Genomic DNA, 23,781 nt, shown 5'->3' on the forward strand with positions numbered 1-23,781 from the left:
CCCGGCCCGCGGCATTTCGTCGGCCCTTCGGCGTTTCCCGAGGCGCTGCCCGGTGGGCGCGCCCGCACGGTGATCCGCTCAGGGCGTCCGATCAGAGCGTCTGCAGCGTCACCAGAGTGATCCGCAGGGTTTCGCCCTCGCCCTCGGTCTCGATACGGACCCGCTGCCCCGGCCGCAGCAGGCGCAGCCCGCCGGCGTCGAACGCCGCGGTGTCGAAGTCCACCGGAGTCCCGTCGTCGAGCAGCACACTGCCGCTGCGGGTCTCTGAGTCGTAGGTGTACGCGGTCGCCTGCATGCCCAGAGCGTATCCGGCACCGTAAGTGCCCTGGGCCCGCGCCCCCTCCGCGCGTACCGGCCCGGCAGGGGCGGGTTCCCGCCGCAATACCGGCAGCGCGGCGCAGCGCTCCGAGGTACGCGGACCCACCCCCAGAGCCAGTGCGGCCCGAAGGTCATCGGCGGTGTCGACGTCCCGGCGCACCGAGTCGGCGCTCTCCACCGCAATTTCCGCCGCCCCGGACCGCAAATGCCGGTTTCGGGAACGCCCGCCGAATGCGGGACGCAATTCCCAACCGGGAGCAGCCGAGAGAAAAGTCGTGCCAATTCCCGCCGAGTCCGCCAGGAAAGCCCGGGGAAATTGCTCGGCCGCCGCGAGCACCAGTGCCAATTCCGTGGCCCGCAGTGCGGGCAGATCCGCGTTGAGAGCCGCCACCGCCGCGCCGGGACGGGCCGCACGGACCACCTCGGCGCCGTGCGCCAGCGCCGCATTGAGACCGGCCGCCGGTGTGTCCGGCACGATCCGCGCACCGAGTGCGGCCAGCTCCGCCGCGGCCAGCGGATCGTCCGTGACGACGGCCACATCCCCGACGGCGTGGCACGACAGCGCCGCCGCCACCGTGTCCAGGGCGAAGGCCAGTGCGAAACGCGGGCGCAGTGGTTCGCCGGCGGCTTCGGCCAGCCTGCTCTTGGCCAGGGCGAGGGGTTTCAGCGGAACGACGAGTGACCAGTGCACGGCCTCATTGTGACCTGCCCGCAAGGCGGACAGGGCGTACTCGCCGCCCCCCGAGGCGTACGGTGTTCTCGACAGACAGGGGGCGTGGGGCGACACTTGACCCCCAGCAGCCAGGCCGCAGAGACAGCAGCCAGGTCTATAGAGGAAGGTGTCCGAGTGTCCCGCCGCAGAATCGGCTTCTGGTACCGCCTGGCGGCGGTCATCGCGAAACCGCCGTTGGTGGTTCTGTTCAAGCGGGACTGGCGCGGAATGGAGCACATCCCGGCCGACGGCGGATTCATCACCGCCGTGAACCACAACTCGTATCTGGACCCGCTGTCCTACGCCCACTACCAGTACAACACGGGACGCGTTCCCAGGTTCCTGGCGAAGGCCGCCCTCTTCAAGGCCACGTTCGTCGGCACGATCCTGCACGGAACCGGCCAGATCCCCGTCTACCGCGAGACGACCAACGCGCTGGACGCCTTCCGTGCCGCCGTCGACGCGATCGAACGCGGCGAGTGCGTCGCGTTCTACCCGGAGGGCACGCTCACCCGCGACCCCGGGATGTGGCCCATGGCGGGCAAGACCGGTGCCGCCCGTGTCGCACTGCTCACCAAGGCCCCGGTCATCCCGGTCGCCCAGTGGGGCGCGAATCTGGCGATGCCGCCGTACGCCAAGGAGAACAAGCTGCAGCTGTTCCCGCGCAAGACCCTGATCGTGCAGGCGGGGCCGCCGGTCGACCTCTCCCGGTTCTACGGCCAGGAGCCCACGCCCGAGGTGCTGCGCGAGGCGACCGAGACGATCATGGCCGCCATCACCGGGCTCCTCGAGGAAGTACGCGGTGAGAAGGCGCCCCGCGAGCTGTTCGACCACCGCAGGGTACGGGCGGACCAGCGGCGCAAGGCCGCCGAGGGGGGAATGAAGTGACCCGTCCCGCCAAGGCCGCCGTGTTCGGCACCGGTTCCTGGGGCACCGCCTTCTCGATGATCCTCGCCGACGCCGGATGCGAGGTGACCCTCTGGGGCCGCCGCGCCGAACCGGTCGACGCCATCAACACCACCCGGACCAACCCGGACTACCTGCCGGGAGTCAGGCTTCCCGAGAACGTACGGGCCACCACGGACGCCGCGGAGGCCGCCGACGCCGCCGACTTCACGGTCCTGGTCGTGCCCTCCCAGACCCTGCGCGCCAACCTGGCCGAATGGGCGCCGAAACTGGCGTCCGACACCGTCCTCGTCTCCCTGATGAAGGGCGTGGAGCTCGGCACCGCCAAGCGGATGAGCGAGGTCATCGCGGAAGTCGTCGCCGAGGCGCCGGGCGGGGGTACCCCCGAGGACGTCAGCCGGAGGGTGGCGGTCCTCACCGGGCCCAACCTCGCGAGGGAGATCGCCGACCGCCAGCCCGCGGCGGCCGTGGTGGCCTGCGCCGACGAGACGGTCGCCCAGCGGCTCCAGTCCGCCTGCATGACCCCGTACTTCCGTGCCTACACCAATACCGACGTCGTCGGGTGCGAACTCGGGGGAGCGGTCAAGAACGTCATCGGTCTCGCCGTGGGTATCGCGGACGGCATGGGGCTCGGTGACAACTCCAAGGCCACTCTCATCACCCGCGGCCTCGCCGAGACCACCCGCCTCGGCCTCTCCATGGGCGCGGACCCGATGACCTTCGCCGGCCTCGCCGGACTCGGTGACCTCGTCGCCACCTGCTCGTCCCCACTGTCCCGTAACCACACCTTCGGGACCAATCTCGGGCGGGGGATGACCCTGCAGGAGACCATCGCCGCCACCAAGCAGACGGCTGAGGGCGTCAAGTCCTGCGAGTCCGTCCTGGATCTGGCCAGGCGGCACGGTGTCGATATGCCCATCACCGAGACCGTCGTGTCGATCGTCCACGAGGGCAAGCCACCGGTCGTCGCCCTCAAGGAGCTGATGTCGCGCAGCGCGAAGCCCGAACGGCACTGACACGGGATCGCACGGGATCCCAGGACGTCCCATGGGATCCCGTGGGACGCCGGGACGCGGGATTCCCCGGCAGTGCTTGCGCTCGTACGGCTGCTGGCCCGTGATATCCCGCGCTTTCCCGTGCTTTCCTGTGCCTCCCCACGTTGGCCCAGGACGTTGTCGAGTCCCGAGCGCCACCGTTCACTACCGCTGAGTGACGCCGTCGGCGTGCTGCGGCGCGGGCCTGCCGCCCGGGTGAAGGCGCAAGGTAGTCTCGTCGCGATATGAGCGAGAACCCGTACCACAGCCCCGACCTCGCCCCTACGCAAGGTGAGGCGCACCGCAAGCCGCGTGTCGCGGTCGTCTTCGGCGGCCGCAGCTCCGAGCACGCGATCTCCGTCGTGACGGCCGGTGCCGTGCTGCGCTCCATCGACCGCACCAAGTACGACGTGCTGCCCATCGGCATCACCGGCGACGGCCGCTGGGCGCTGACCGCCGACGAGCCGGACCGGATGGCCATCACCGACCGGAAGATGCCGTCGGTCGCCGCGCTCGCCGAGTCCACCGAGGGCGGTGTCGTCCTCTCCGTCGACCCGGCCAACCGCGAGGTGGTCTACAGCGAGCCCGGCTCGGTGCCCAAGGCCCTCGGTGAGGTCGACGTCGTCTTCCCGATGCTGCACGGACCCTACGGCGAGGACGGCACTCTGCAGGGCCTGCTGGAGCTCTCCGGCGTCCCGTACGTCGGCTCGGGCGTTCTGGCCTCCGCCGTCGGCCAGGACAAGGAGTACATGAAGCGGGTTTTCGCCTCCTTCGGACTGCCGGTCGGCCCCTATGTGGTCATCCGGCCGCGCGAGTGGGCACAGGATCCTTCCGCCGCGCGTAAGAAGATCGTCGACTTCGCGGGCGAGCACGGCTGGCCGCTGTTCGTGAAGCCCGCGCGCGCGGGATCCTCGATCGGCATCACCAAGGTCGACGACATCTCCGGGCTCGACGAGGCGATCGAGGAAGCCCAGCGGCACGACCCCAAGATCCTCGTCGAGTCGCTGCTGCGCGGCCGCGAGATCGAGTGCGGGGTGCTGGAGTTCGAGGACGGCCCCCGCGCCAGCGTGCCCGCCGAGATCCCACCGGTCTCCGCGCACGACTTCTACGACTTCGAAGCCAAGTACATCGACTCGGCCACCGGCCTGGTGCCCGCCCCGCTCACCGAGGAGCAGACCGCCGAGGTACAGCGGCTGGCCGTCGAGGCGTTCGAGGCGGCGTCCTGCGAGGGGCTGGTCCGCGCGGACTTCTTCCTCACCGAGGACGGCGAGTTCGTGATCAACGAGATCAACACCATGCCCGGCTTCACACCGATCTCCATGTACCCGCGGATGTGGCAGGAGAGCGGGATCAGCTACCCGGACCTCGTCGACCGGCTGATCCAGGCGGCTCTCAGGCGATCGACCGGACTGCGCTGAGCCGGGGCAGGCTCAGGGATTGCCGTCGAAGAGGGGCGGGACGGTCTTCGCGACCGCTCCCGCCAGGTCCGTCAGCGGACCGAGGTCGTGCGCGTACCGCTGCGACAGCGTGACCTCGACATAGGTCTTGCGGGACGCGGTCGTGAGGCGGGGGCCGTTGTCGTCCCGCTCGTCCACGAGCCAGTTGACGCCGTTGACCTCGACCGCCTGTGCCCCGGGATCACTCATCCCCGCGGGCCGGGGGACACCGCAGCGCAGTACGATCGCGGCGTCCCCCCACCCGGCGGTCAGCTCGGAGCGCGGCTCGGGGTCCCGGCGGTCCACTCCGGCCACGGATTGCGGGAGCGCCTCGTGCAGCGCACGGCACAGGGCCTTCTCCTGGGGAGGGGGAGTGGGAGCCGCGACCGTGACCGGCGCGTCCGCGGAGCAGCCCGCGACGGCCAGGAGCACCACGGCCGCGGCGGGCAGGGAGGCAAGCCGGTGAAAGGACATCACCGGCCAAGGGTAGACGGGGGCTACAGGTGCACGACCGGGCAGGTCAGGGTTCGCGTGATGCCGTCCACCTGCTGGACCTTGGCAACCACCATGCGGCCGAGATCGTCGACCGTGTCGGCCTGGGCGCGCACGATCACGTCGTAGGGACCTGTCACGTCCTCGGCCTGGATCACCCCCGGGATCTTGGAGATGGTGTCGGCGACGGTCGACGCCTTGCCCACCTCGGTCTGAATAAGGATGTACGCCTGTACCACGGAACCTCCAGGGCGGCCACGAGGATCATGTGGGGAGAAGGGACGCCACGGTATCGCGTCGCCGCGGGCCGCGGGGAGACCTGCGCGCTCCGTGATGTGCGCAGCGTGGCGCACGAAGCACAGAAGTTGACCGGCTGCTCGGCCTACTCGACCGTACCGACAGCAGTGACGGCTCGCTACCGCAACCGCACTGGGGCAGAAGGAGCACAGGAATGAAGGGCACCGTGGGCGAACTGGGGGAGTTCGGGCTCATCAGGGAGCTCACCTCCCGGCTCACCTCCACCCCCGCCGTACGACTCGGACCCGGCGACGACGCCGCGGTGGTGGCCGCGCCCGACCGCAGGGTGGTGGCCAGCACCGACCTGCTGCTGGAGGGACGGCACTTCCGGCGCGACTGGTCGACGGCCTACGACGTGGGCCGCAAGGCCGCCGCGCAGAATCTCGCCGACATCGCGGCGATGGGTGCCGTTCCCACCGCGCTGCTGCTCGGCCTCGTCGTCCCCGCCGATCTGCCCGTCACCTGGGCCACCGAGCTGATGGACGGCATCCGCGACGAATGCCAGGTCGCGGGCGCCGCGGTGGTCGGCGGCGATGTCGTACGCGGCGACACCATCACGATCGCGATCACGGCTCTCGGCGATCTGCGCAACCACGATCCGGTGACCCGTGCCGGCGCCCAGCCCGGCGATGTCGTCGCCTACACGGGCTGGTTGGGCTGGTCCGCAGCCGGGCACGCGGTCCTCTCGCGCGGCTTCCGCTCACCCCGCGCCTTCGTCGAGGCCCATCGCCGCCCCGAACCGCCGTACCACGCCGGCCCCGCCGCGGCCGGGCTCGGCGCCACCGCCATGACCGATGTCAGTGACGGGCTGGTGGCCGACCTCGGCCATATCGCCGAGGCCAGCAAGGTCCGTATCGACCTGCGCTCCGGACTCATCGACATTCCCACGCAGATGAACGACATCGGCCAGGCCGTCGGCGTCGACCCGCTGCAGTGGGTGCTGAGCGGCGGCGAGGACCACGCGATCGTCGCGACCTTCCCCGCGGACGCGAAACTGCCGGCCCGCTGGAAGGTCATCGGCGAGGTGCTCAACCCTTCCGCGCTGCCCCAGGTGACAGTGGACGGGGCACCCTGGACGAACAAGGGCGGCTGGGACCACTTCGGAGAGGTGTGAGGGCGATGGCACAGGCGCCGCCACTGGTGCTCACCGTCGCCGGATCCGACTCCGGCGGCGGCGCCGGCATCCAGGCCGACCTCAAGACGATGCTGGCCCTCGGCGTCCACGGCATGAGCGTGATCACGGCCGTCACCGCCCAGAACTCGCTCGGGGTACAGGGAGCCTGGGAGCTTCCGGCGGCTGCGGTACGCGCCCAGTACCGCAGCGTCGTCGACGACATCGGTGTGAGCGCCGTCAAGACCGGGATGCTGGCGTCGGCCGAACTCGTCGAGACGGTCGCCGAACTGCTCGCCGGCACGGACGCACCCGTGGTCGTCGATCCGGTCGGCGTCTCCAAGCACGGGGACCCGCTGCTCGCCGAGTCCGCGCTGGACTCGGTGCGGACGCGGCTGCTGCCGGCCGCGACCGTCGCCACCCCGAACACGGACGAGGTCGCCCAGCTCACCGGATTCCGGGTGGAGAGCGAGTCCGATCTACGGCGCGCGGCCGACGCGGTGCTGGGCTTCGGCCCGCGCTGGGTCCTGATCAAGGGCGGGCACCTCGCGGGCGACGCCGTGGACCTGCTCACCGACGGCACCGACGAGTACCGGCTGCGTGCGCCGCGTCACGACAACCGGCATACGCACGGCACCGGCTGCACGCTGGCATCGGCGATCGCGTCGGGCCTCGCCAAGGGGCTCACGGTGCCCGAGGCCGTGCACCTCGCCAAGGACTACGTCACGGGGGCCATCGCCGCGGGATACGCGCTGGGCGGCGGAATCGGCCCGGTCGACCACGGCTGGCGTTTCCGGCAGACGTGATCACCGGAACGGGATCTTCCGGCTGCGGTTCGACCGGTTCCGGGCACACGAGGCGTGCGGAGACGGCAAAAAGCCGGTCCACCGAGGTGGACCGGCTTTTCAGGCAACCGGATAGGGCTGCGCTACGACAAACGTCGCGGTTAGCGCGAGACCTTGCCGGCCTTGATGCACGAGGTGCAGACGTTGAGCCGCTTCGGCGTCCGACCGACCACGGCACGCACGCGCTGGATGTTCGGGTTCCAGCGACGGGACGTACGGCGGTGCGAGTGCGAAATGTTGTTGCCGAAGCCCGGCCCCTTGCCGCAGACGTCGCAGTTGGCAGCCACGGGTCACTCCAAAGACTTCAGATGCACTTACAGTGAAATCCGGCGTGCCGGAATCAGATGTCTGAAGTGGCTTGCCGGGGGAATGGCCCGATTCTCATCGGGCAACCGGAGCAGCATACAACGACTGCACCCGTACAACGAAACTACCATGGCTTCCTCCGCCCCCCGCCCCGGCCGCGGACCGGGCCCGGGTCTACCCTGCGGTGCAGCCGGCCGCTCAAGGAGGACAACAGTTGCCGAAGCAGGAGGGGCGGCCCGCGGGGCCCCGTAAGGGGACGGCTGCGGGAGACGGGCGGGCCCTCGACGCACTCGCGGTACGCACCTGGTGCTCACTGGCACTGGAGGCGCTGGGACGCGAGCGTGAGGAGCTCGACGCGATCAACGTCTATCCGGTCGCGGACGGGGACACCGGCACCAATCTCTATTTCACCCTCGAATCCGCGTCCCGGGCCGTGGAAGCGGTCTTCGCCGCGTACGAGACCGGGGAACCCGACCCCGGGGAACCGGCCCTCGCGGACACCGTGCGAGCCATGGCACACGGGGCACTGATCGGGGCGCGGGGGAATTCCGGGACCATCCTGGCGCAGCTGCTGCGGGGTATGGCCGAGGTGCTCGCCGAGCCGGGCGGCGCTCTGGCCGCCGCGCTGAGGTGCGCCGCACGGTCCGCGCGGGAGGCGGTCGCGCATCCCGTGGAAGGGACGATCCTGAGCGTGGCGTCGGCGGCGGCGGACGCGGCGGGGGACACCGCCCTCCCCGTGGGCCACGCCGACGCCCACCGTGACGACGTGGCCGCAGTGGTGGCCGCGTACACGCATGCCCGTACGGCACTGGAGGAGACTCCCGGGCAGCTCGAGGTCCTCGGGAGGGCGGGCGTCGTGGACGCGGGCGGCCAGGGCCTGCTCGCCGTGCTCGGGGCGCTGGCCGAGGCACTGACGGGGGAGGTGCCCGAGCGGCGCCCGGCTGCCCGTTCTCACCCCGCCGTCACCCCCGACGCACGGTCGTGCGCAGCGGGCGGCCCCGCCTTCGAGGTGATCTACCTCCTGGAAGCCGAGGACCCCGCGGTGGCCCGGCTCAGGGACCGGCTCGACGCTCTCGGCGACTCACTGGTCGTCGTCGGCGGCGACGGACTGTGGAACGTCCATGTACACGTCGACGATGCCGGAGCGGCCGTGGAGGCGGGCGTCGAGGCGGGGCGGCCCTACCGGATCCGGATCACCCACTTCGACCAGGCCGCCTCGGCCGACGAGCCGCGTGAACCGGTCCAGCGGGCGGTCGTCGCCGTGGTGCCGGGCGAGGGGCTCGCCGCCCTCTGCGAGGCGGCCGGCGCGACCACCGTGCTGGCGCGGCCAGGGGAGCCCCCCGCGAGCGGCGAACTCGTCGAGGCGATCAGGCGCGCGCACGCACGCGAGGTCGTGCTCCTGCCGAACGACCCGGAGCTGCGGCACACCGCGGCGGCGGCCGCGGAGCAGGCCCGCACCGAGGGCGTCAGGATCGCCCTCATCCCCACCCGCTCCGCGGTCCAGGGCATCGCGGCGCTCGCGGTCCACGCGCCGGACCGGCGTTTCGACGAGGACGTCGTCGCGATGACCTCGGCCGCGGGCGCGACCCGCTACGGCGAACTGGCCGTCGCCGAGCGGCAGTCCTTCACGTCTGCGGGTGTCTGTCAGGCGGGCGACGTACTCGGCCTGATCGACGGCGATGTGGCGGTGATCGGCACAGACCTCGCGGAGACGACGGAGACAGTGCTGGACCGCATGCTCTCGGCCGGCGGCGAACTCGTCACCCTGGTCCTCCCGGACGACGCCCCGGCGGGCCTGGCGGACCGCCTGGAGACCCACGTCCGCCGGGGGTACCTGGCGGTGGACACGGTGGTGCACCGGGGCGGGCGGGGGGCGCGTCTGATGATCGGGGTGGAGTAGGTCCCCTCCGGGGTGGGGGTACGGGGCGGGCGGGCCCCGTTCCGCTTGCCCGGGCGCCAACCCCGCACCGGCCAAGCCCATCATCCGCACCGGTCAAGCCCAACAACCGCACCGGCCCCGCGCAGCCCACCGCAGCGCGCAGCGCCCCGCCCCGGACAAGCCCGACAGCACCCCACCCCGCCGGAGGCCACCGCACAGCGTGGTCAGGAGACGTACTCCAGGACCGAGTCCGCCTCCGCCCGCCGTGCCTGCGCCGTCTCGCCCGGGACGTCCTCGTACGCGGACCGCACCGCCTCCGCCCGGCGGATCGCCGCGGCCTTCGCGCCCATGTCCGCCTCGAGCCACGCGGCCAGCAGCTCCGCGGCCGTCCGAAGGTCCGTGAAGCCCTCGCCGGCCTCGTCGAACCCGGCGATCGCCCGCTCGACGAACGTCAGAGCCCGCGCGTACGTCTCCGCCCGCTCGCTCTGCTGGGCGATCAGCTCACCGGTCTGCCGATGGGTGTCGGCCAGTTCCGCGCGCAGACGGGCGGAGACGGTCGCGTCGTCCGCGGTGAGGAGCGCCCGCTCGCACTCCGCCGCCGCCTCCGCCATAAGGGCTTCGGCCGCCTCCGCCCCGGCCTGCCCCTCCCGGATCGCGATCCACGCCCGCACCCGCAGCGCGCGCACCACCGCGTGCACGTCCCCCAGATCACGCCAGAGCGCGCCCGAGCGCTCGTAGGCACGGTCCGCCTCCGTGTTGAGCTCCGCCCGGTACAGCGCCTGGCCCGCGAGGGTGGCGAGCATCGCGTGGTCGCGCTGCTCGGGCCAGTCCCGGGCGATGTCGGCCGCCTTGAGCCAGTGCTCGGCCGCGGCGCGCGGGTCCTTGAGCTCGGTCAGACAGTCGCCGAGCCACCACAGGGTCTGGACGACCATCCCGTCACCGTGGTCCTCGACCGTCAGATCGGGCAGGACGGCCTCCAGCACGGCCGCCGCCTCCTCCACGCGCCCGGCGCGCAGCAGCCAGCCACCCAGCTGGTGCCGGGCGTACGCGCCCATTCCCATGCTCTCGGCGGCCTCGTCGGCCCAGTGCGCGGCCTCCAGCGCATGGTCGGCGGCCTCGGCGAACCGGCCCTGGGCGCCGAGGATTTCGGCGAGCCGCAGATGCAGCCGGGCGTGCCCGGGCGCGGTGACGTAGGGGGCTCCGTGCTCCAGGGCGGAGCGGGCGGCGCGTTCCGCGGTCTCCGGGTCGCCCTGATGCTGTGCCAGGGCGGCCTGGCGGGCCTCGGGCTCGACCGCGTACCACGGCTGTCCGGCCTCGAGGAACAGCCCGGCCGCGTCCGCGTACAGCTCGGCCGCCGCCGCGGCCTCGCCCCGGTACGCCGCGACGTCGCCGAGCACGGACCGTGCCTCGGCGATGCGCTCGGCGACGGAGTGGTCCGCGCGGTGCGGTCGCAGAAATCGAGCAGCTCGGTCACGGACCGCTCGAGCGCCTCGGCCCGCCGGCCGGACTCCGCCTCGCTCCCGGCGCTCACGTCGCTTTCGTCGTTCTCGTCGTCCTGCAGTACTAGCCGGATCCGCACCCGGTTGATCAGTGCCGAGGCCACCTGGCCGGCGCCGGTCCTGCCTTCCGCGTACAGCGCGAGGGCGCGTGCGATGGCCTCCTCTACGGCTGCGAGGGCCGCCTCGGGGTCACCGCCGCGTGCGATCGCGCAGGCGCCCCGGGCCAGCGCTGCCGCCGCCTCGCCGGGGTCGCCCGCGGCCTCGTAGTGCCCGGCGGCGGCCTGGAAGAGCCGCACCGCCTCGGACGCCTCGGTCCGCAGGCCCATGGCACGGTGGTCGTCGATCTCGGCCAGCGCCCGTTCGTCCAGCTCGGTGTCCGCGCAGTCACCGGCCGCCGCCGCGACGGCCTCCCATGCGGCGCCCGCGTCCGGGTGCCGGGCCTCGCTCAGCCGGCGCGCCTCGTCGAGCAACTCCTCCACACCCGTCGTCGGGGCGGGGGCCGCGGCCGGGGGAGCGGGCCGGTCCACCGCTGCGGCAGGAGCCGGCCGTACGGCCCGTACACCCAGCGGAAGGCGCTCCACCAGCGGCTTCCGGTCGAGCCGCGTCCGGACCAGGGTGCTCACGGCAGCCGTGCCGTTGCGCTCGTCGAAGCGTGCGGCGAGCGCCAGCGCCTGCCGGCGTGCGTGGTCGGCAAGTCCGCGAGCCGTCCACGACTGCCCGGACGGCCCCGGTACGTCCTGATCGCCGTGCCCGAGACCGACGAGCCGGTCCATCAGCAGCGCGGTGACGGTGAGATGGTCCATCAGGGAATCGGGGTCGCCGCTGTCCGTGAAGTACGCGGGCCGGTCCGAGAGGATCTCCAGGCCCCGTGCCTCGTTGCCGCTCAGCGCACAGAACTCGACGTGCATGGCCACCCAGCTGCGCATGCTCTCCAGCGGGCGCACCATGCGGTAGCCGCGCAGATGATGGGCACGCGCTTCTTCCACCCGGCCGAGGCGCAGGAGCGGCAGCAGGGAGGCCGCGAGGACCGCGTGCGGCTCGTGCGAGCAGGTGTACTCGCCCTCCAGCACCGGGCGCCACAGCTCGAGCGCCTGCTCGTCACGGCCCAGCCGGGCGTGCCACGAGCCCTGGTCGTGCAGCTCGCAGGCGTGGCAGTCGGCCATCCGGTCGCGGTCGGCGGCCAGCCATGCGGCGTGGGCGCGTTCGGCCCGACCCAGGTCGCCGATGTGCCGGGCCAGCAGGAATTCACCCTGCCGTACCGCCCGTTCGGAATGGCCCGCCAGCCGGTAGCGGTGCTCCATCTCGCCCAGCCACTTCTCGATGGAAGCGAGCGGGATGTGCGGCTGGTCGAGCATGTCCGTGGACACCCATTTGAAGTACCAGTGCAGCCAGTGCGCCGCCTGGGCGTCGAAGTCCCCGGGCCGTTCGTCCCACATCTTCAGGAGCCGCGCGAAGGGGACGAACAGCTTGTCCTTCTCCGAGCTGTAGTTGTACGCCTGGAGCAGATGCGCGAGGGCCTCGATGACCAGCGGGGTGTCGCCGGTCGGCTCGGCCTCGGCGAGCAGCCGCTCGGCGCGGGCGTTGCGCGCGGCGCCCTCGGGCGACTGGTAGTTCTCGTACAGGGCCTGCCGTATCGCGGCCGTGTCGGTGTGCGGGCTCATCGGCCGTCCTCCTTCGGGTCCGCGGCGGTGTGGGTGGCCCATTCGAGCAGCCCGGCGAACGCGCGGTTGAGCAGCGCCGAGTCGGCGGGGCGCAGCGGGCGCTGTGCCATCAGCAGGGCCTGCCCGTAGAGCGATTCGACGGCGGTGCCGGCGAGCGCGGGGTCGCCCAGGGTGCTGATCCGGCGGACCAGGGGGTTGAGGTGGTCAGCACGAGACGGGCCCTCGGCGCACTGCCGCGCAGCGAACCGAGGATGCCCGCCCACAGGTCGTCGGCCTGCTCCTCGGCCTGCGCGCGGGCCTGCTCATGGCGGGCCGCCCGGTCGTCGAGGTGCAGTGCGGGCACGGTCAGGGGGTGGAAGGAGCGCAGGGAGACGTCACAGCCGAGCGGATCCAGCGTCGCACGCGCCACTGACAGGAAGCCGGCGAGTGCCAGTTCGTCGGCCGGGTCGACCGCGTCGAGGTGCGCGGTGACGGTGTCCGCGTCGAGTTCGGCGACCGCCGTGCCGGGGCGTACCGACGGCAGCCGTTCGACCAGTTCGGAGTCGTAGGTGTAGCCGCCGTTGACGACGCCTATGCCCTGGGCGGACGCGATGGGTGCGACCTGGCGGTATTCCTCCACGGTCCGGGTGAAGTGCACCATGCGGTGCCGCTGGGCGAACTCCTCCAGGGACAGCCGGCCGTCGGTGGTCTCGAACGGCAGCCACGGCAGCATCGTGCGCAGCATGTCGTCGTCGTGCCGGGCGAGTGACTTCACTCCCAGGTGGTGCACCGAGAGGAACTGGGCGAGCCGTTCGGGGTCGCCCGCCGCGAGTCCGGTCAGCCAGTCCCGTACCCGGGCCCCGAGCGCGTCGCGCACGGCGGCGAGGGTCTCGTCCGCGTACAGCGATTCGCGCGACGCCGTGGGGCGCAGGCTGTCGGTGTCCAGGACGCAGCGCACGAAGAAGGCCCAGTCGGGCAGGAGTTCGTCAGCACGGTCGGTGAGCAGCATGCCCTTGAGGTGCACCCGGTGTCCGGCGCGCTGGGCGGGACTCACCGCCGACGGCAGGACGTAGGCGACACCGCGCACGCCCACCAGGGGCAGATCGAGGTCGATCGAGTCGAGCGGGGAGAAGCCGAAGAGCTCGTGGCAGTGGCCCGCGAGCGCGACCCGCCGCGCGGCCGGGGTGGGGTAGGAGCGGTCCCAGGGAGCCGGGAGATCGGTGACGGGCTCCTCGCCGACGCGCACGTCGTAGGGAAGCAGGGAGCCGAAGTCCCGTGCGAGGTCCCGTACCCGGCCCTCCGTGAGCCATTCGCCGCTGCCGGGGCGGGCGGTGAGGTACACGGTGGTGCCGGGCTCGGCGCGGGCGTCGTCCGGGAGGGTGCGCACGGTGTACGAACCGTCGTCGCGCGCCGCCCACTCGACCGGTGCGGCGTCCGGGTTCCGCGCGGAGCGGCTCACCACGCGGATCTCCGCGGCGACGACGAAACAGGCGAGCAGGCCGATGCCGAACTGGCCCAGGAACTCGGCCCTGGCCGATTCCAGCCCGCCGTCCCGCTTGGAGCTGCGGCCGATGGTGGCGAGCAGACCGTGCACGTCCGCCTCGGTCAGGCCGATACCGCTGTCCTCGACCCGCAGCCTGCCCTCTCCGGCGTACAGCCGCACCCGGGCCGGCGCGTCCGGCTGCTCGGCGCGGCGCGCGGTGATCGCGTCCACGGCGTTCTGCAGCAGCTCGCGCAGATAGACCCTGGGACTGGAGTACAGGTGGTGGGAGAGCAGGTCCACCAGGCCGCGCAGATCGACCTGGAAGGTGTGCGGTGCGGTCTCGGGCGTCGCGGAAATCTCGGAAGTCTCAGAAGTCATCGTCGCTGCGCCGGTGGGGGCCGAGTGGCGGCGCGGGTAGGGCGATCCCGTGGTCGGTGATCGCGAACCTGGCAAAACCTGGCAAGAGGGGGCAGGCGGGGGCGGAAGCGGGGGGAAGAGATCGTCATCCTAGGGGGAGCGGCACCGTCGCGACCAGCGGTTATCGACCGGTGTGCGACGGCTGTCGGTGCCGTGGTGTGCAATGGATCGCGTGTCCGCACTGGATGAACCACTGAAAACCAGCCTCGGCCCGGCGACCGCGAAGGTCATGGCCGAGAACCTCGGCCTGCGCACTGTCGGAGATCTGCTGCACCACTATCCGCGGCGCTACGAGGAGCGCGGCCAGCTGACCCGGCTCGCCGACCTCCCGCTGGACGAGCACGTCACGGTCGTGGCCCAGGTCGCGGACGCCCGTGTGCACACGTTCAACGGCGGGCGGGGCCAGCGCCTGGAGATCACCATCACCGACGGCAGCGGGCGGCTCCAGCTGGTCTTCTTCGGGCGCGGCATCCACAAACCGCACAAGGACCTGCTGCCGGGCAGCCGCGCCATGTTCGCCGGCAAGGTGTCGATGTTCAACCGCAGACTGCAGCTGGCCCATCCCAGCTACGAGCGGCTGTCCTCCGATGGCACGGACGGCGGCGAAGGCACGGTCAGCGCGTTCGCGGGGAAGCTCATCCCGATCTATCCCGCCTGCAAGGGCCTGGAGTCCTGGAAGATCGCCAAAGCCGTCGACGCGGTGCTGCCCCAGGCGCGCCACGCCGTCGACCCGCTCCCGCCCGCGTTGCGCGAGGGCCGCGGCTTCGTCTCCCTCCACGAGGCCCTGCTCAAGATCCACCGCCCGGGCGGCAAGGCGGACGTCGAGGAGGCCAGGGAGCGCCTCAAGTGGGACGAGGCGTTCGTGCTCCAAGTCGCCCTCGCCCGCCGGCGCCACGCGGACACCCAGCTCCCCGCGGTCGCCCGTACGCCCGCCGCCGACGGGCTGCTCGCCGCCTTCGACACCCGGCTGCCGTTCACCCTCACCGAAGGCCAGCAGAAGGTGTCCGCCGAGATCTTCGGTGATCTGGCCACCGAACACCCCATGCACCGGCTGCTGCAGGGGGAGGTCGGCTCGGGCAAGACGATGGTGGCCCTGCGCGCCATGCTCGCCGTCGTCGACTCCGGCGGCCAGGCCGCGATGCTCGCCCCCACCGAAGTCCTCGCCCAGCAGCACCACCGCTCGGTCGTCGAGATGATGGGCGACCTCGCCGAGGGCGGGATGCTCGGAGGCGCCGAGCACGCGACCAAAGTCGTGCTGCTCACCGGCTCCATGGGGGCGGCGGCTCGCCGCCATGCCCTGCTCGACCTGGTCACGGGCGAGGCGGGCATCGTCATCGGCACCCATGCGCTGATCGAGGACGCTGTGCAGTTCCACGACCTGGGGCTCGTCGTGGTCGACGAACAGCACCGCTTCGGCGTGGAGCAGCGGGACGCCCTCCGGGGCAAGGGCAGGCAACCGCCCCATCTGCTGGTCATGACGGCCACCCCCATTCCCCGCACCGTCGCCATGACGGTCTTCGGAGACCTGGAGACGTCCGTGCTGGACCAGCTGCCCGCGGGGCGCTCACCCATCGCCACCCATGTGGTCCCGGCGGCGGACAAGCCGCACTTCCTCGCGCGTGCCTGGGAGCGGGTGCGCGAGGAGGTCGACGGCGGGCACCAGGCCTACGTCGTCTGCCCGAGGATCGGCGACTCCGTGGAGGACGAGGCCGGGAAGAAGAAGCAGTCGCCGGAGGACGAGGCCGAGAAGCGGCCGCCGCTTGCCGTGCTGGACGTGGCCGGGCAGCTGACCGCGGGTCCGCTGCAAGGGCTTCGGGTGGAGGTGCTCCACGGCCGGATGGCACCCGACGACAAGGACGACGTCATGCGCCGCTTCGCCGCGGGCGAGGTGGACGTCCTGGTGGCCACGACCGTCATCGAAGTCGGGGTGAACGTTCCGAACGCGACGGCGATGGTGATCATGGACGCCGACCGCTTCGGTGTCTCCCAGCTCCATCAGCTGCGCGGCCGCGTCGGCCGCGGTTCGGCCCCCGGGCTGTGTCTGCTCGTCACCGAGATGCCGGAGGCGAGCCCCGCCCGTGCCCGGCTCGGCGCGGTCGCGGCCACGCTGGACGGCTTCGAACTGTCCCGTATCGATCTCGAGCAGCGCCGGGAGGGCGATGTGCTGGGCCAGGCCCAGTCCGGCGCGAGGTCCTCGCTGCGGGTGCTCGCGGTCATCGACGACGAGGAGGTCATCGCCGCCGCCCGCGACGAGGCCGTGGCGGTGGTCACCGCCGACCCGGAGCTGGAACGGCTGCCGGAGCTGCGTACCGCGCTCGACGCACTGCTGGACGCGGACCGCGAGCAGTACCTGGACAAAGGCTGAGGGGCCGGGGCTCCGGGCACGGCCCGGCTGCCCGCTGCGGCGGGGCCGGGGGCCGTCCGGCCCTCCGCGAGCCCATATCGTGGAGGAGACCGGACCGAAACGAGCGCCGAGAAGGACCCAGATGACCCGCGTGATCGCCGGTGCGGCCGGCGGACGTCGCCTGGCCGTGCCGCCGGGCAATGGCACCCGCCCGACCTCCGACCGTGCGCGCGAAGGCCTGTTCTCCACCTGGGAGTCGCTGCTGGGCACCCTTCGGGGCCTGCGGGTCGCCGACCTCTACGCCGGCTCGGGCGCGGTGGGGCTCGAAGCGCTGTCGCGTGGCGCCTCTCATGCCCTCCTCGTCGAGGCCGACAGCCGCGCCGCCCGCACGGTCAGGGACAACGTGCGGACGCTCGCACTGCCCGGCGCCGAGGTCCGCGGCGGCCGGGCCGAGCAGATCGTGCAGGGGCCGGCGCCGGCCGACCCGTACGACATCGTGTTCCTTGACCCCCCGTACGCCGTCACGGACGATGATCTTCGCGAGATTCTCCTCACACTCCGCACGGGGGGCTGGCTCGCGCCGGACGCCGTCGTCACCGTGGAGCGCAGCACCAGAGGCGGCGAGTTCGTGTGGCCGGAGGGCATCGAGCCACTGCGGGCCCGCCGTTACGGCGAAGGAACGCTTTGGTACGGTCGCGCCGCCTCTACGTGCGAAGACGCACCATGACCGGACCGGAGAGCGAGGGACTTCAGTTGCGCCGCGCCGTCTGTCCGGGGTCGTTCGACCCCATCACCAATGGACACCTCGACATCATCGCCCGCGCTTCCAAGCTGTACGACGTGGTGCACGTCGTGGTGATGATCAACCAGGCCAAGCAGGGCCTGTTCACCGTGGACGAGCGGATCGGGCTGATCCGCGAGGTCACCGCCGAGTACGGGAACGTCGAGGTGGAGGCCTACCACGGCCTGCTCGTCGACTACTGCAAGGAGCGGGACATCCCCGCCATCGTCAAGGGCCTGCGCGCCGTCAGCGACTTCGACTACGAGCTGCAGATGGCCCAGATGAACAACGGCCTCTCGGGCGTCGAGACGCTCTTCGTGCCCACCAGCCCGACCTACAGCTTCCTGTCGTCCTCCCTGGTCAAGGAGGTCGCGGCCTGGGGCGGCGATGTGTCCCATCTGGTGCCGCCCGTGGTGCTGGCCGCGCTGACCGAGCGCCTCCCGAAGAAGTGACGCCGGGCACCGGGCCCTGACCGGCCGTCACCCGGTCCGGGGTTCTCCACCCCAGGGGTGGGGGCGGGGCGGCCGATGCCCGTACAGTCGTTCCGTCCGGCCGCGAACCGGCCATCGGCTGTAGTGACTGTGGAGAGTGGCGAGCACACGGTGGACGTCCAGAAGAAGCTCGACGACATCGTCGAGGTGGTCGGGAACGCCCGGTCCATGCCCATGTCGGCCTCGTGCGTGGTCAACCGCGCCGAGCTGCTCGCCATGCTCGAGGAGGTGCGCGAGGCCCTGCCCGGGTCGCTCGCGCACGCCCAGGAGCTCATCGGGGACCGGGAGCACCTGGTCGCCCAGGCCCGCCAGGAGGCCCAGCGGATCATCGAGGCCGCGCACAACGAGCGCGGTTCGCTGGTCTCCGACACCCAGATCGCCCGGCAGTCCCAGGAGGAGGCCGACCGCATCCTCGCCGAGGCCCGCCGGGAGGCCGAGGAGATCCGTGCCGAGGCCGACGAGTACGTGGACTCCAAGCTCGCGAACTTCGAGGTCGTGCTCAACAAGACCATCGGCTCGGTCGACCGTGGCCGGGAGAAGCTCCTCGGCCGTGCGCCCGCGCCCGGTGACCAGGGCTACCTGGATCCGGCCGAGGACGACGCCCCCGAGTACAGCGCGGACCCGCAGACCCTGATCCAGCGCGCGGACGAGTACGTCGACGCCAAGCTCGGCGCGTTCGAGGCGGTGCTCAGCAAGACGCTGGAGGCCGTCGGCCGCGGCCGGCAGAAGCTGCACGGCCGGATCGCCACCGACGAACTGGGTGCCCATATGGCCGCCCAGGACGCCGCGGGGACGCAGACCACGAGCGATGCGGACTATCTCGCCGGCCTCGCGGAGCTTTCGGACCCGGCGCAGTCGGCGGCCCCGCAGCAGCCGGGTACCGCCCAGCAGCCCTCCGGGATGCCGGTCCAGATCCCCGCCCAGGCCGACCCGTACGCCCCGGCCGCCTCGCACACGGGAGGCTACGGCGAGGACGCGTCCCACTCCGGGACCTACGGGGGACAGCACCAGGTCCAGCAGCAGGACGCCTACGCCTACCAGCAGAACGCGTACGCATACGGGGAGCAGGGCTACGCGCAGACGTACGACCAGGGCTACGCCCAGCAGTACGCCGCGTACGACCAGCAGCAGTACCCCCAGCAGACTCAGGCGCCGCACCAGCAGTCGCACCAGCAGGCCGGTGACCAGTCGCAGCTCGACGAGACGAGCTTCTTCGACACGAGCATGATCGACATGGAGCAGCTGCGCCGCTACGAACAGGGGCGTTGATACGCCCACCGACCGGATTGGGCCAACAGCGAACAGTCCAGTATCCTGGCTCTTCGGTCGCGCGTGCGTGCAGTCGATGCTGCGCTGATATCGCGATCCCCCTCACTCGATCCATTCGATCCGAAAGCAGGAACAGCCCTGAACGCCCGCCTGGACCATCGCAACCCACTCGTGTTCGACACACACGAGCTGGGTCGGCGTCCTGGTGCGCTCCAGCGGCTGACCCGCACGGTCGACGCGCCCGGTGCGCCGGTCTTCGGCATCGAAGATGTGATCGGGGTGCCCTCGGGCGCTCCGGTGGAGCTTGAGCTCCGCCTCGAGTCCGTCATGGAGGGGGTGCTCGTCACGGGCACCGCCCGTGCCCGGGCCGAGGGCGAGTGCGTAAGGTGTCTGGAGCCGCTGCACCAGGAGGTCGCGGCGGACTTCCAGGAGATGTTCTCGTACCCTGACGCCGACGACCGGGGCCGCAGCAAGCCTGCGGATCCGGGCGACGACGCCGAGGACGAGGGCATGCTCTTCCTCGAGGACGGCCTGTTCGACCTCGAGCCCGTGCTGCGCGACGCGGTGGTGCTCGCACTGCCGATGCAGCCGGTGTGCCGGGAGGACTGTGCGGGACTGTGCCCCCAGTGCGGGGTCAGCCTCAACGACGAACCGGACCACCATCACGATGCCGTCGACATCCGTTGGGCGGCACTGCAGGGACTCGCCGATTCGCTGGGAACCGGTGAGAAGGACAAGATGAGCGGCGACGCGCCTCGATCAGCACGCGCCGCCGAGAAGCAGGAGAAGTAGCCGTGGCTGTTCCGAAGCGGAAGATGTCGCGCAGCAACACGCGCCACCGCCGGTCGCAGTGGAAGGCTGCGGTCCCCACCCTGGTTTCGTGCGAGCGTTGCCAGGAGCCGAAGCAGCAGCACATCGCGTGCCCGAGCTGCGGCACCTACAACAAGCGCCAGGTCCTCGAGGTCTGAGCGGCTGGTGAGAGGCTCCATGTCTGACGCCGGTAAGCAGGCGGACAACACAAGCGCAGCCTCGCCCCACACGCTTCTGGAAGGGCGGCTCGGGTATCGGCTCGAGTCCGCCCTTCTGGTGCGTGCACTGACCCATCGTTCGTACGCGTACGAGAACGGCGGCCTGCCCACCAACGAGCGGCTCGAGTTCCTTGGGGACTCGGTGCTCGGACTGGTGGTCACGGACACGCTCTACCGGACCCACCCCGATCTGCCCGAAGGCCAGCTGGCCAAGCTGCGGGCCGCGGTGGTGAATTCGCGTGCGCTCGCGGAAGTCGGGCGTGGCCTGGACCTGGGTTCCTTCATCCGGCTCGGCCGCGGTGAAGAGGGCACGGGCGGCAGGGACAAGGCATCCATCCTCGCCGACACCCTTGAAGCGGTGATCGGCGCGGTCTATCTCGACCAGGGCCTCGACGCGGCCTCCGAGCTGGTGCACCGGCTCTTCGACCCGCTGATCGAGAAGTCCTCCAACCTCGGCGCCGGCCTGGACTGGAAGACCAGCCTCCAGGAGCTGACCGCGGCCGAGGGTCTTGGCGTGCCCGAATACCTGGTCACCGAGACCGGGCCGGACCACGAGAAGACCTTCACCGCTGCCGCCCGCGTCGGTGGTGTCTCGTACGGCACCGGCACCGGCCGCAGCAAGAAGGAAGCGGAACAGCAGGCGGCGGAGTCCGCGTGGCGCGCGATCCGCGCCGCCGCGGACGAGCGTGCCGCCGCCGAGAAGTCCGCCTCCGGAACAGAAGGGCCTTCCGAGGACGGGGAGTCTTCCGGGACTCAGGGGCCTTCCGGAGCACAGGGTGCGTCGGAGGCCGACGGGTCCGGCGGCGCTCCATCGGCTCAGGCCACGGCCTGACTGCCCCTTTCGGCCTCCGTCGCGTCCCGGCGCGACGGAGGCCTTTGCCGTTCCCGTCGCGCTCCGGCTGCGACGAGCCCGAACGAGCGACCCGTACCTGCTGACCGGCCCATGAGGACCCGGGCGGTAGCACCCGCCGAGGGCCAGGGAAATCCGCGCTCCAGGCCGGAGGTACGCTGCGGGCGTCGTCCTGAAGACCTCCGGAGGAGGAGCGTCCCGTGCCCGAGTTGCCCGAGGTCGAAGTCGTACGGCGGGGGCTGGAGGCCTGGGTCTCCGGACGGGTCGTCGCGGACGTCGAGGTGCTCCACCCCCGGTCCGTCCGGCGCCATTTCGGCGGTGGTGAGGATTTCGCCACGCGCCTGAAGGGGCAGCGGATCGGTGTGGCCCGCCGCCGGGGCAAGTACCTCTGGCTCCCGCTGGAGGACAGCGGTGAGGCGGTGCTCGGACATCTGGGGATGAGCGGGCAGCTGCTGGTCCAGCCCGAGGACGCGGTGGACGAGAAGCACCTGCGGATCCGTGTCCGTTTCGACGACGATCTCGGTACCGAGCTCCGTTTCGTCGACCAGCGCACCTTCGGCGGGCTGTCGCTGCACGACACCAGCCCGGAGGGGCTGCCGGACGTCATCGCCCATATCGCGAGGGACCCGCTGGACGCCGACTTCGACGACACCGCGTTCGTCACCGCCCTGCGCCGCCGCCGCACCACGGTCAAGCGCGCCCTGCTCGACCAGTCACTGATCAGCGGGGTCGGCAACATCTACGCCGACGAGGCCCTGTGGCGCGCCAGACTGCACTACGACCGGCCGACGATGAGCCTGACCCGCCCCCGCTGCCTCGAGCTCCTCGGGCACGTGAGGGACGTCATGAATGCCGCTCTCGCCGTCGGCGGCACCAGCTTCGACAGCCTCTACGTCAACGTGAACGGCGAGTCGGGGTACTTCGACCGCTCCCTCGACGCCTACGGCCGTGCGGGGGAGCCCTGCCGGCGCTGCGGAACCCCCCTGCGCAGGCGCCCCTGGATGAACCGCTCGAGCTACTTCTGCCCGCGCTGTCAGCGCCCGCCGCGCGTCGTGTCGTAGCGCTCGCGCGCCCTCAGCACCTCGGGCATCCGGCCCTCCACGAGCCGGATCAGCACCATCAGCTGCTCGGCCACATCCCGGCCGAGCGGGGTGAGCTCGTAGTCGACCCGGGGCGGGTTCGTCGGCTGCGCCTCCCGGTGCACCAGTCCGTCCCGCTCCAGCGCGTGCAGGGTCTGGGAGAGCATCTTCTCGCTCACGCCGTCGACGCGGCGGCGCAACTCGTTGAACCGGCAGCGGGATTGGTACAGGGCGCCGAGCGTCAGGCTGCCCCACCGTCCCGTCACATGCTCCAGCGTGCCGCGGGACGGACACTGCCGGCTGAACACATCGAAAGCGAGGTCGTCGTCCACGACACTCACCCTACGCCTGCGCCTGCGAATCGACAGGTGCTCGCCTGGCCACCGCGCTCACCGCAGGGGAGTGCCGTCGAACGGCGCGGACCCGGAAACCCGGTGCCCAGTGCGGCCGTGGGGCCGTACGGGCACCGGGCTCGGACCACTGACCTGCGGGGGTCTCAGAGACCGAAGTCCTGTACCCACCAGGGGCCGCCGTCCGCGAAGGACACGCCCACGCCCATCGTCCGGTAGCCGCAGTTCAGGATGTTCGCGCGGTCGGCGTCGTCCTTCATCCACAGACGCACGACCGTCTCGGCGTCACCCGGGCCACGGGCGATGTTCTCGGCTCCCAGGCCGCCGACGCCCTTGGCCGCTGCCCGCTTCCACGGGTCGTTGCCGTCCGGATCGACGTGGTCGAAGAAGCCGCGTGCCGCCATGTCCTCGCTGAACCGGCCGGCCAGCGCACCGAGCGACGCGTCCGCGCTCAGCGGGCTGCAGCCCACCTGAGCGCGCTCCTCGTTGACGAGCGTGAGGACGGCGGCTTCCTCCGCCGCCTCGCCGGTCTGCGCCGCGGACCGGGACGGCTGGGCAGGCGCAGGGGCGACCGTCTGCTCGGGAGCCTTGGTCTGCGGCTTCGCAGGAGCCTCGGGCGAAGCCTGCGGAGCGGCCTTCTCCGGTGCGGCCTGCTGTGGTGCCGCCGTCTTCGACGGAGCGGCCTTCTCGGGGGCGGCCGGCTTGGGCGCGGCCTGCCGCGGGGCGGCGGTTTCCTTCGCCCCGGGCTTCTTCGCCTCCGCCTTGTCCGCTTCCGCCTTGACCGCCCCGGGCTTCTTCGCCGCAGGCTTTTCCGCGTCGGAGGGCTTCGGCTGGGGTGTGGTGGGGCCGGGGGACGCCTTGCCGGACGTCGACGACGCACCCCTGGATGCGCCGTGACCCTGCCGCGCGCCCTGGCCCGCACCGGCGGAATCGCCCCGGTCCGCAGTGGCCTTGGCGCCGCCCTGGGCGTCCGGCTTCCCCGGCTCCGGCGTGTGCGCCTGCCGGCTGCTGGAGCTGTTCTCGCCCAGGATGAACTGCTCGCCGCCCGGCAGCACACCGGCGGCTGCGGCCACGGTGGCCACCGCCACGGCAGCGGCCGCCGCGAGCAGCCCGGTGCGTACGGGGACCGCAGCCCACTTCTTCCGGCGGTGGCGTCCCATCCGTTCGCCCTTTCTTTCTGCGCGTGATGCGCGGGATCCGGGGGCGGCCCGTAC

23 protein-coding genes are annotated in these 23,781 nt (G+C 71.8%); 14 read left to right on the forward strand and 9 right to left on the reverse strand.

Annotation, left to right across the window (positions count from 1 at the left end):
* Positions 1-91 precede the first annotated feature (91 nt).
* A complete protein-coding gene (gene cofC / locus ACTWOL_RS26630; RefSeq protein WP_474299316.1) occupies positions 92-1,009 on the reverse strand; it encodes a 2-phospho-L-lactate guanylyltransferase in 918 nt (305 codons plus the stop codon).
* A gap of 156 nt (positions 1,010-1,165) precedes the next feature.
* Between cofC and ACTWOL_RS26635 the strand changes: the two genes are divergently transcribed.
* The 3 genes from ACTWOL_RS26635 to ACTWOL_RS26645 all read left to right on the forward strand — a co-directional run bounded on the left by ACTWOL_RS26635 (position 1,166) and on the right by ACTWOL_RS26645 (position 4,388).
* On the forward strand, positions 1,166-1,918 hold the full coding sequence (locus tag ACTWOL_RS26635) for a lysophospholipid acyltransferase family protein (protein ID WP_474299317.1): 753 nt from the start codon (positions 1,166-1,168) through the stop codon (positions 1,916-1,918).
* The gene (locus ACTWOL_RS26640) at positions 1,915-2,952 is read left to right on the forward strand and encodes an NAD(P)H-dependent glycerol-3-phosphate dehydrogenase (protein WP_474299318.1); all 1,038 of its coding nucleotides are present in this window, start codon (positions 1,915-1,917) and stop codon (positions 2,950-2,952) included. Before ACTWOL_RS26635 ends, ACTWOL_RS26640 begins: the two co-directional genes overlap by 4 nt.
* Positions 2,953-3,215: 263 nt before the next feature.
* Positions 3,216-4,388 (forward strand): D-alanine--D-alanine ligase family protein, encoded by a 1,173-nt coding sequence (locus ACTWOL_RS26645; RefSeq protein ID WP_474299319.1) that lies wholly within the window; start codon positions 3,216-3,218, stop codon positions 4,386-4,388.
* 12 nt (positions 4,389-4,400) lie between these two features.
* Here the strand turns inward: ACTWOL_RS26645 and ACTWOL_RS26650 are convergent, their stop codons facing one another.
* The gene (locus ACTWOL_RS26650) at positions 4,401-4,880 is read right to left on the reverse strand and encodes a DUF3515 domain-containing protein (protein WP_474301268.1); all 480 of its coding nucleotides are present in this window, start codon (positions 4,878-4,880) and stop codon (positions 4,401-4,403) included.
* 23 nt (positions 4,881-4,903) lie between these two features.
* Positions 4,904-5,137: an Lrp/AsnC family transcriptional regulator gene (locus ACTWOL_RS26655; protein ID WP_019068732.1), complete on the reverse strand. Its 234-nt coding sequence runs from the start codon at positions 5,135-5,137 to the stop codon at positions 4,904-4,906.
* Between the two features lie 212 nt (positions 5,138-5,349).
* Here ACTWOL_RS26655 and ACTWOL_RS26660 point away from each other — a divergent pair, with 212 nt between their 5' ends.
* Positions 5,350-6,309, forward strand: coding sequence for a thiamine-phosphate kinase (locus ACTWOL_RS26660; protein WP_474299320.1), 960 nt, complete (start codon positions 5,350-5,352; stop codon positions 6,307-6,309).
* A 5-nt stretch (positions 6,310-6,314) separates the two neighbouring features.
* Positions 6,315-7,112: a bifunctional hydroxymethylpyrimidine kinase/phosphomethylpyrimidine kinase gene (gene thiD / locus ACTWOL_RS26665; protein WP_474299321.1), complete on the forward strand. Its 798-nt coding sequence runs from the start codon at positions 6,315-6,317 to the stop codon at positions 7,110-7,112.
* Between the two features lie 140 nt (positions 7,113-7,252).
* Here thiD and rpmB read toward each other — a convergent pair whose 3' ends face one another.
* Positions 7,253-7,438 (reverse strand): 50S ribosomal protein L28, encoded by a 186-nt coding sequence (rpmB, locus tag ACTWOL_RS26670; protein ID WP_003957616.1) that lies wholly within the window; start codon positions 7,436-7,438, stop codon positions 7,253-7,255.
* Between the two features lie 233 nt (positions 7,439-7,671).
* Here rpmB and ACTWOL_RS26675 point away from each other — a divergent pair, with 233 nt between their 5' ends.
* On the forward strand, positions 7,672-9,357 hold the full coding sequence (locus tag ACTWOL_RS26675) for a DAK2 domain-containing protein (RefSeq protein WP_474299322.1): 1,686 nt from the start codon (positions 7,672-7,674) through the stop codon (positions 9,355-9,357).
* 203 nt (positions 9,358-9,560) lie between these two features.
* Here ACTWOL_RS26675 and ACTWOL_RS26680 read toward each other — a convergent pair whose 3' ends face one another.
* The 3 genes from ACTWOL_RS26680 to ACTWOL_RS26690 all read right to left on the reverse strand — a co-directional run bounded on the left by ACTWOL_RS26680 (position 9,561) and on the right by ACTWOL_RS26690 (position 14,336).
* Positions 9,561-10,319 (reverse strand): hypothetical protein, encoded by a 759-nt coding sequence (locus ACTWOL_RS26680; RefSeq protein ID WP_474299323.1) that lies wholly within the window; start codon positions 10,317-10,319, stop codon positions 9,561-9,563.
* Positions 10,292-12,496: a hypothetical protein gene (locus ACTWOL_RS26685; RefSeq protein ID WP_474299324.1), complete on the reverse strand. Its 2,205-nt coding sequence runs from the start codon at positions 12,494-12,496 to the stop codon at positions 10,292-10,294. The genes ACTWOL_RS26680 and ACTWOL_RS26685 overlap by 28 nt, the downstream gene beginning before the upstream one ends.
* A gap of 109 nt (positions 12,497-12,605) precedes the next feature.
* Positions 12,606-14,336 carry an HSP90 family protein gene (locus ACTWOL_RS26690; RefSeq protein ID WP_474299325.1) on the reverse strand — a complete coding sequence of 577 codons (1,731 nt, stop codon included), beginning with the start codon at positions 14,334-14,336 and terminating at the stop codon, positions 12,606-12,608.
* Positions 14,337-14,538: 202 nt separating this feature from the next.
* Here ACTWOL_RS26690 and recG point away from each other — a divergent pair, with 202 nt between their 5' ends.
* The 8 genes from recG (at position 14,539) to mutM (ending at position 22,199) form a co-directional block, all read left to right on the forward strand.
* Positions 14,539-16,740, forward strand: a complete 2,202-nt coding sequence (gene recG / locus ACTWOL_RS26695) for an ATP-dependent DNA helicase RecG (protein ID WP_474299326.1) — start codon at positions 14,539-14,541, stop codon at positions 16,738-16,740.
* 121 nt (positions 16,741-16,861) lie between these two features.
* Entirely contained in the window at positions 16,862-17,446 is a 585-nt protein-coding gene (gene rsmD, locus ACTWOL_RS26700; RefSeq protein WP_474299327.1) for a 16S rRNA (guanine(966)-N(2))-methyltransferase RsmD, read from the forward strand.
* A 26-nt stretch (positions 17,447-17,472) separates the two neighbouring features.
* Positions 17,473-17,952, forward strand: a complete 480-nt coding sequence (gene coaD, locus ACTWOL_RS26705; RefSeq protein WP_474301269.1) for a pantetheine-phosphate adenylyltransferase — start codon at positions 17,473-17,475, stop codon at positions 17,950-17,952.
* A gap of 123 nt (positions 17,953-18,075) precedes the next feature.
* The gene (locus ACTWOL_RS26710; protein ID WP_474299328.1) at positions 18,076-19,260 is read left to right on the forward strand and encodes an ATP synthase F0 subunit B; all 1,185 of its coding nucleotides are present in this window, start codon (positions 18,076-18,078) and stop codon (positions 19,258-19,260) included.
* A gap of 171 nt (positions 19,261-19,431) precedes the next feature.
* Positions 19,432-20,052, forward strand: a complete 621-nt coding sequence (locus tag ACTWOL_RS26715) for a YceD family protein (RefSeq protein ID WP_474299329.1) — start codon at positions 19,432-19,434, stop codon at positions 20,050-20,052.
* A gap of 2 nt (positions 20,053-20,054) precedes the next feature.
* A complete protein-coding gene (rpmF, locus tag ACTWOL_RS26720) occupies positions 20,055-20,228 on the forward strand; it encodes a 50S ribosomal protein L32 (protein WP_026165248.1) in 174 nt (57 codons plus the stop codon).
* A 19-nt stretch (positions 20,229-20,247) separates the two neighbouring features.
* Entirely contained in the window at positions 20,248-21,120 is an 873-nt protein-coding gene (rnc, locus tag ACTWOL_RS26725; protein ID WP_474299330.1) for a ribonuclease III, read from the forward strand.
* 218 nt (positions 21,121-21,338) lie between these two features.
* A complete protein-coding gene (mutM, locus tag ACTWOL_RS26730) occupies positions 21,339-22,199 on the forward strand; it encodes a bifunctional DNA-formamidopyrimidine glycosylase/DNA-(apurinic or apyrimidinic site) lyase (RefSeq protein WP_474299331.1) in 861 nt (286 codons plus the stop codon).
* Here the strand turns inward: mutM and ACTWOL_RS26735 are convergent.
* Positions 22,172-22,549 carry a winged helix-turn-helix transcriptional regulator gene (locus tag ACTWOL_RS26735; RefSeq protein ID WP_474299332.1) on the reverse strand — a complete coding sequence of 126 codons (378 nt, stop codon included), beginning with the start codon at positions 22,547-22,549 and terminating at the stop codon, positions 22,172-22,174. The two genes, mutM and ACTWOL_RS26735, sit on opposite strands and share 28 nt — an antisense overlap.
* A gap of 164 nt (positions 22,550-22,713) precedes the next feature.
* Positions 22,714-23,727: a CAP domain-containing protein gene (locus ACTWOL_RS26740; RefSeq protein WP_474299333.1), complete on the reverse strand. Its 1,014-nt coding sequence runs from the start codon at positions 23,725-23,727 to the stop codon at positions 22,714-22,716.
* Between the last annotated feature and the right edge of the window lie 54 nt (positions 23,728-23,781).

The organism is Micromonospora sp. IBHARD003, from assembly GCF_056106285.1.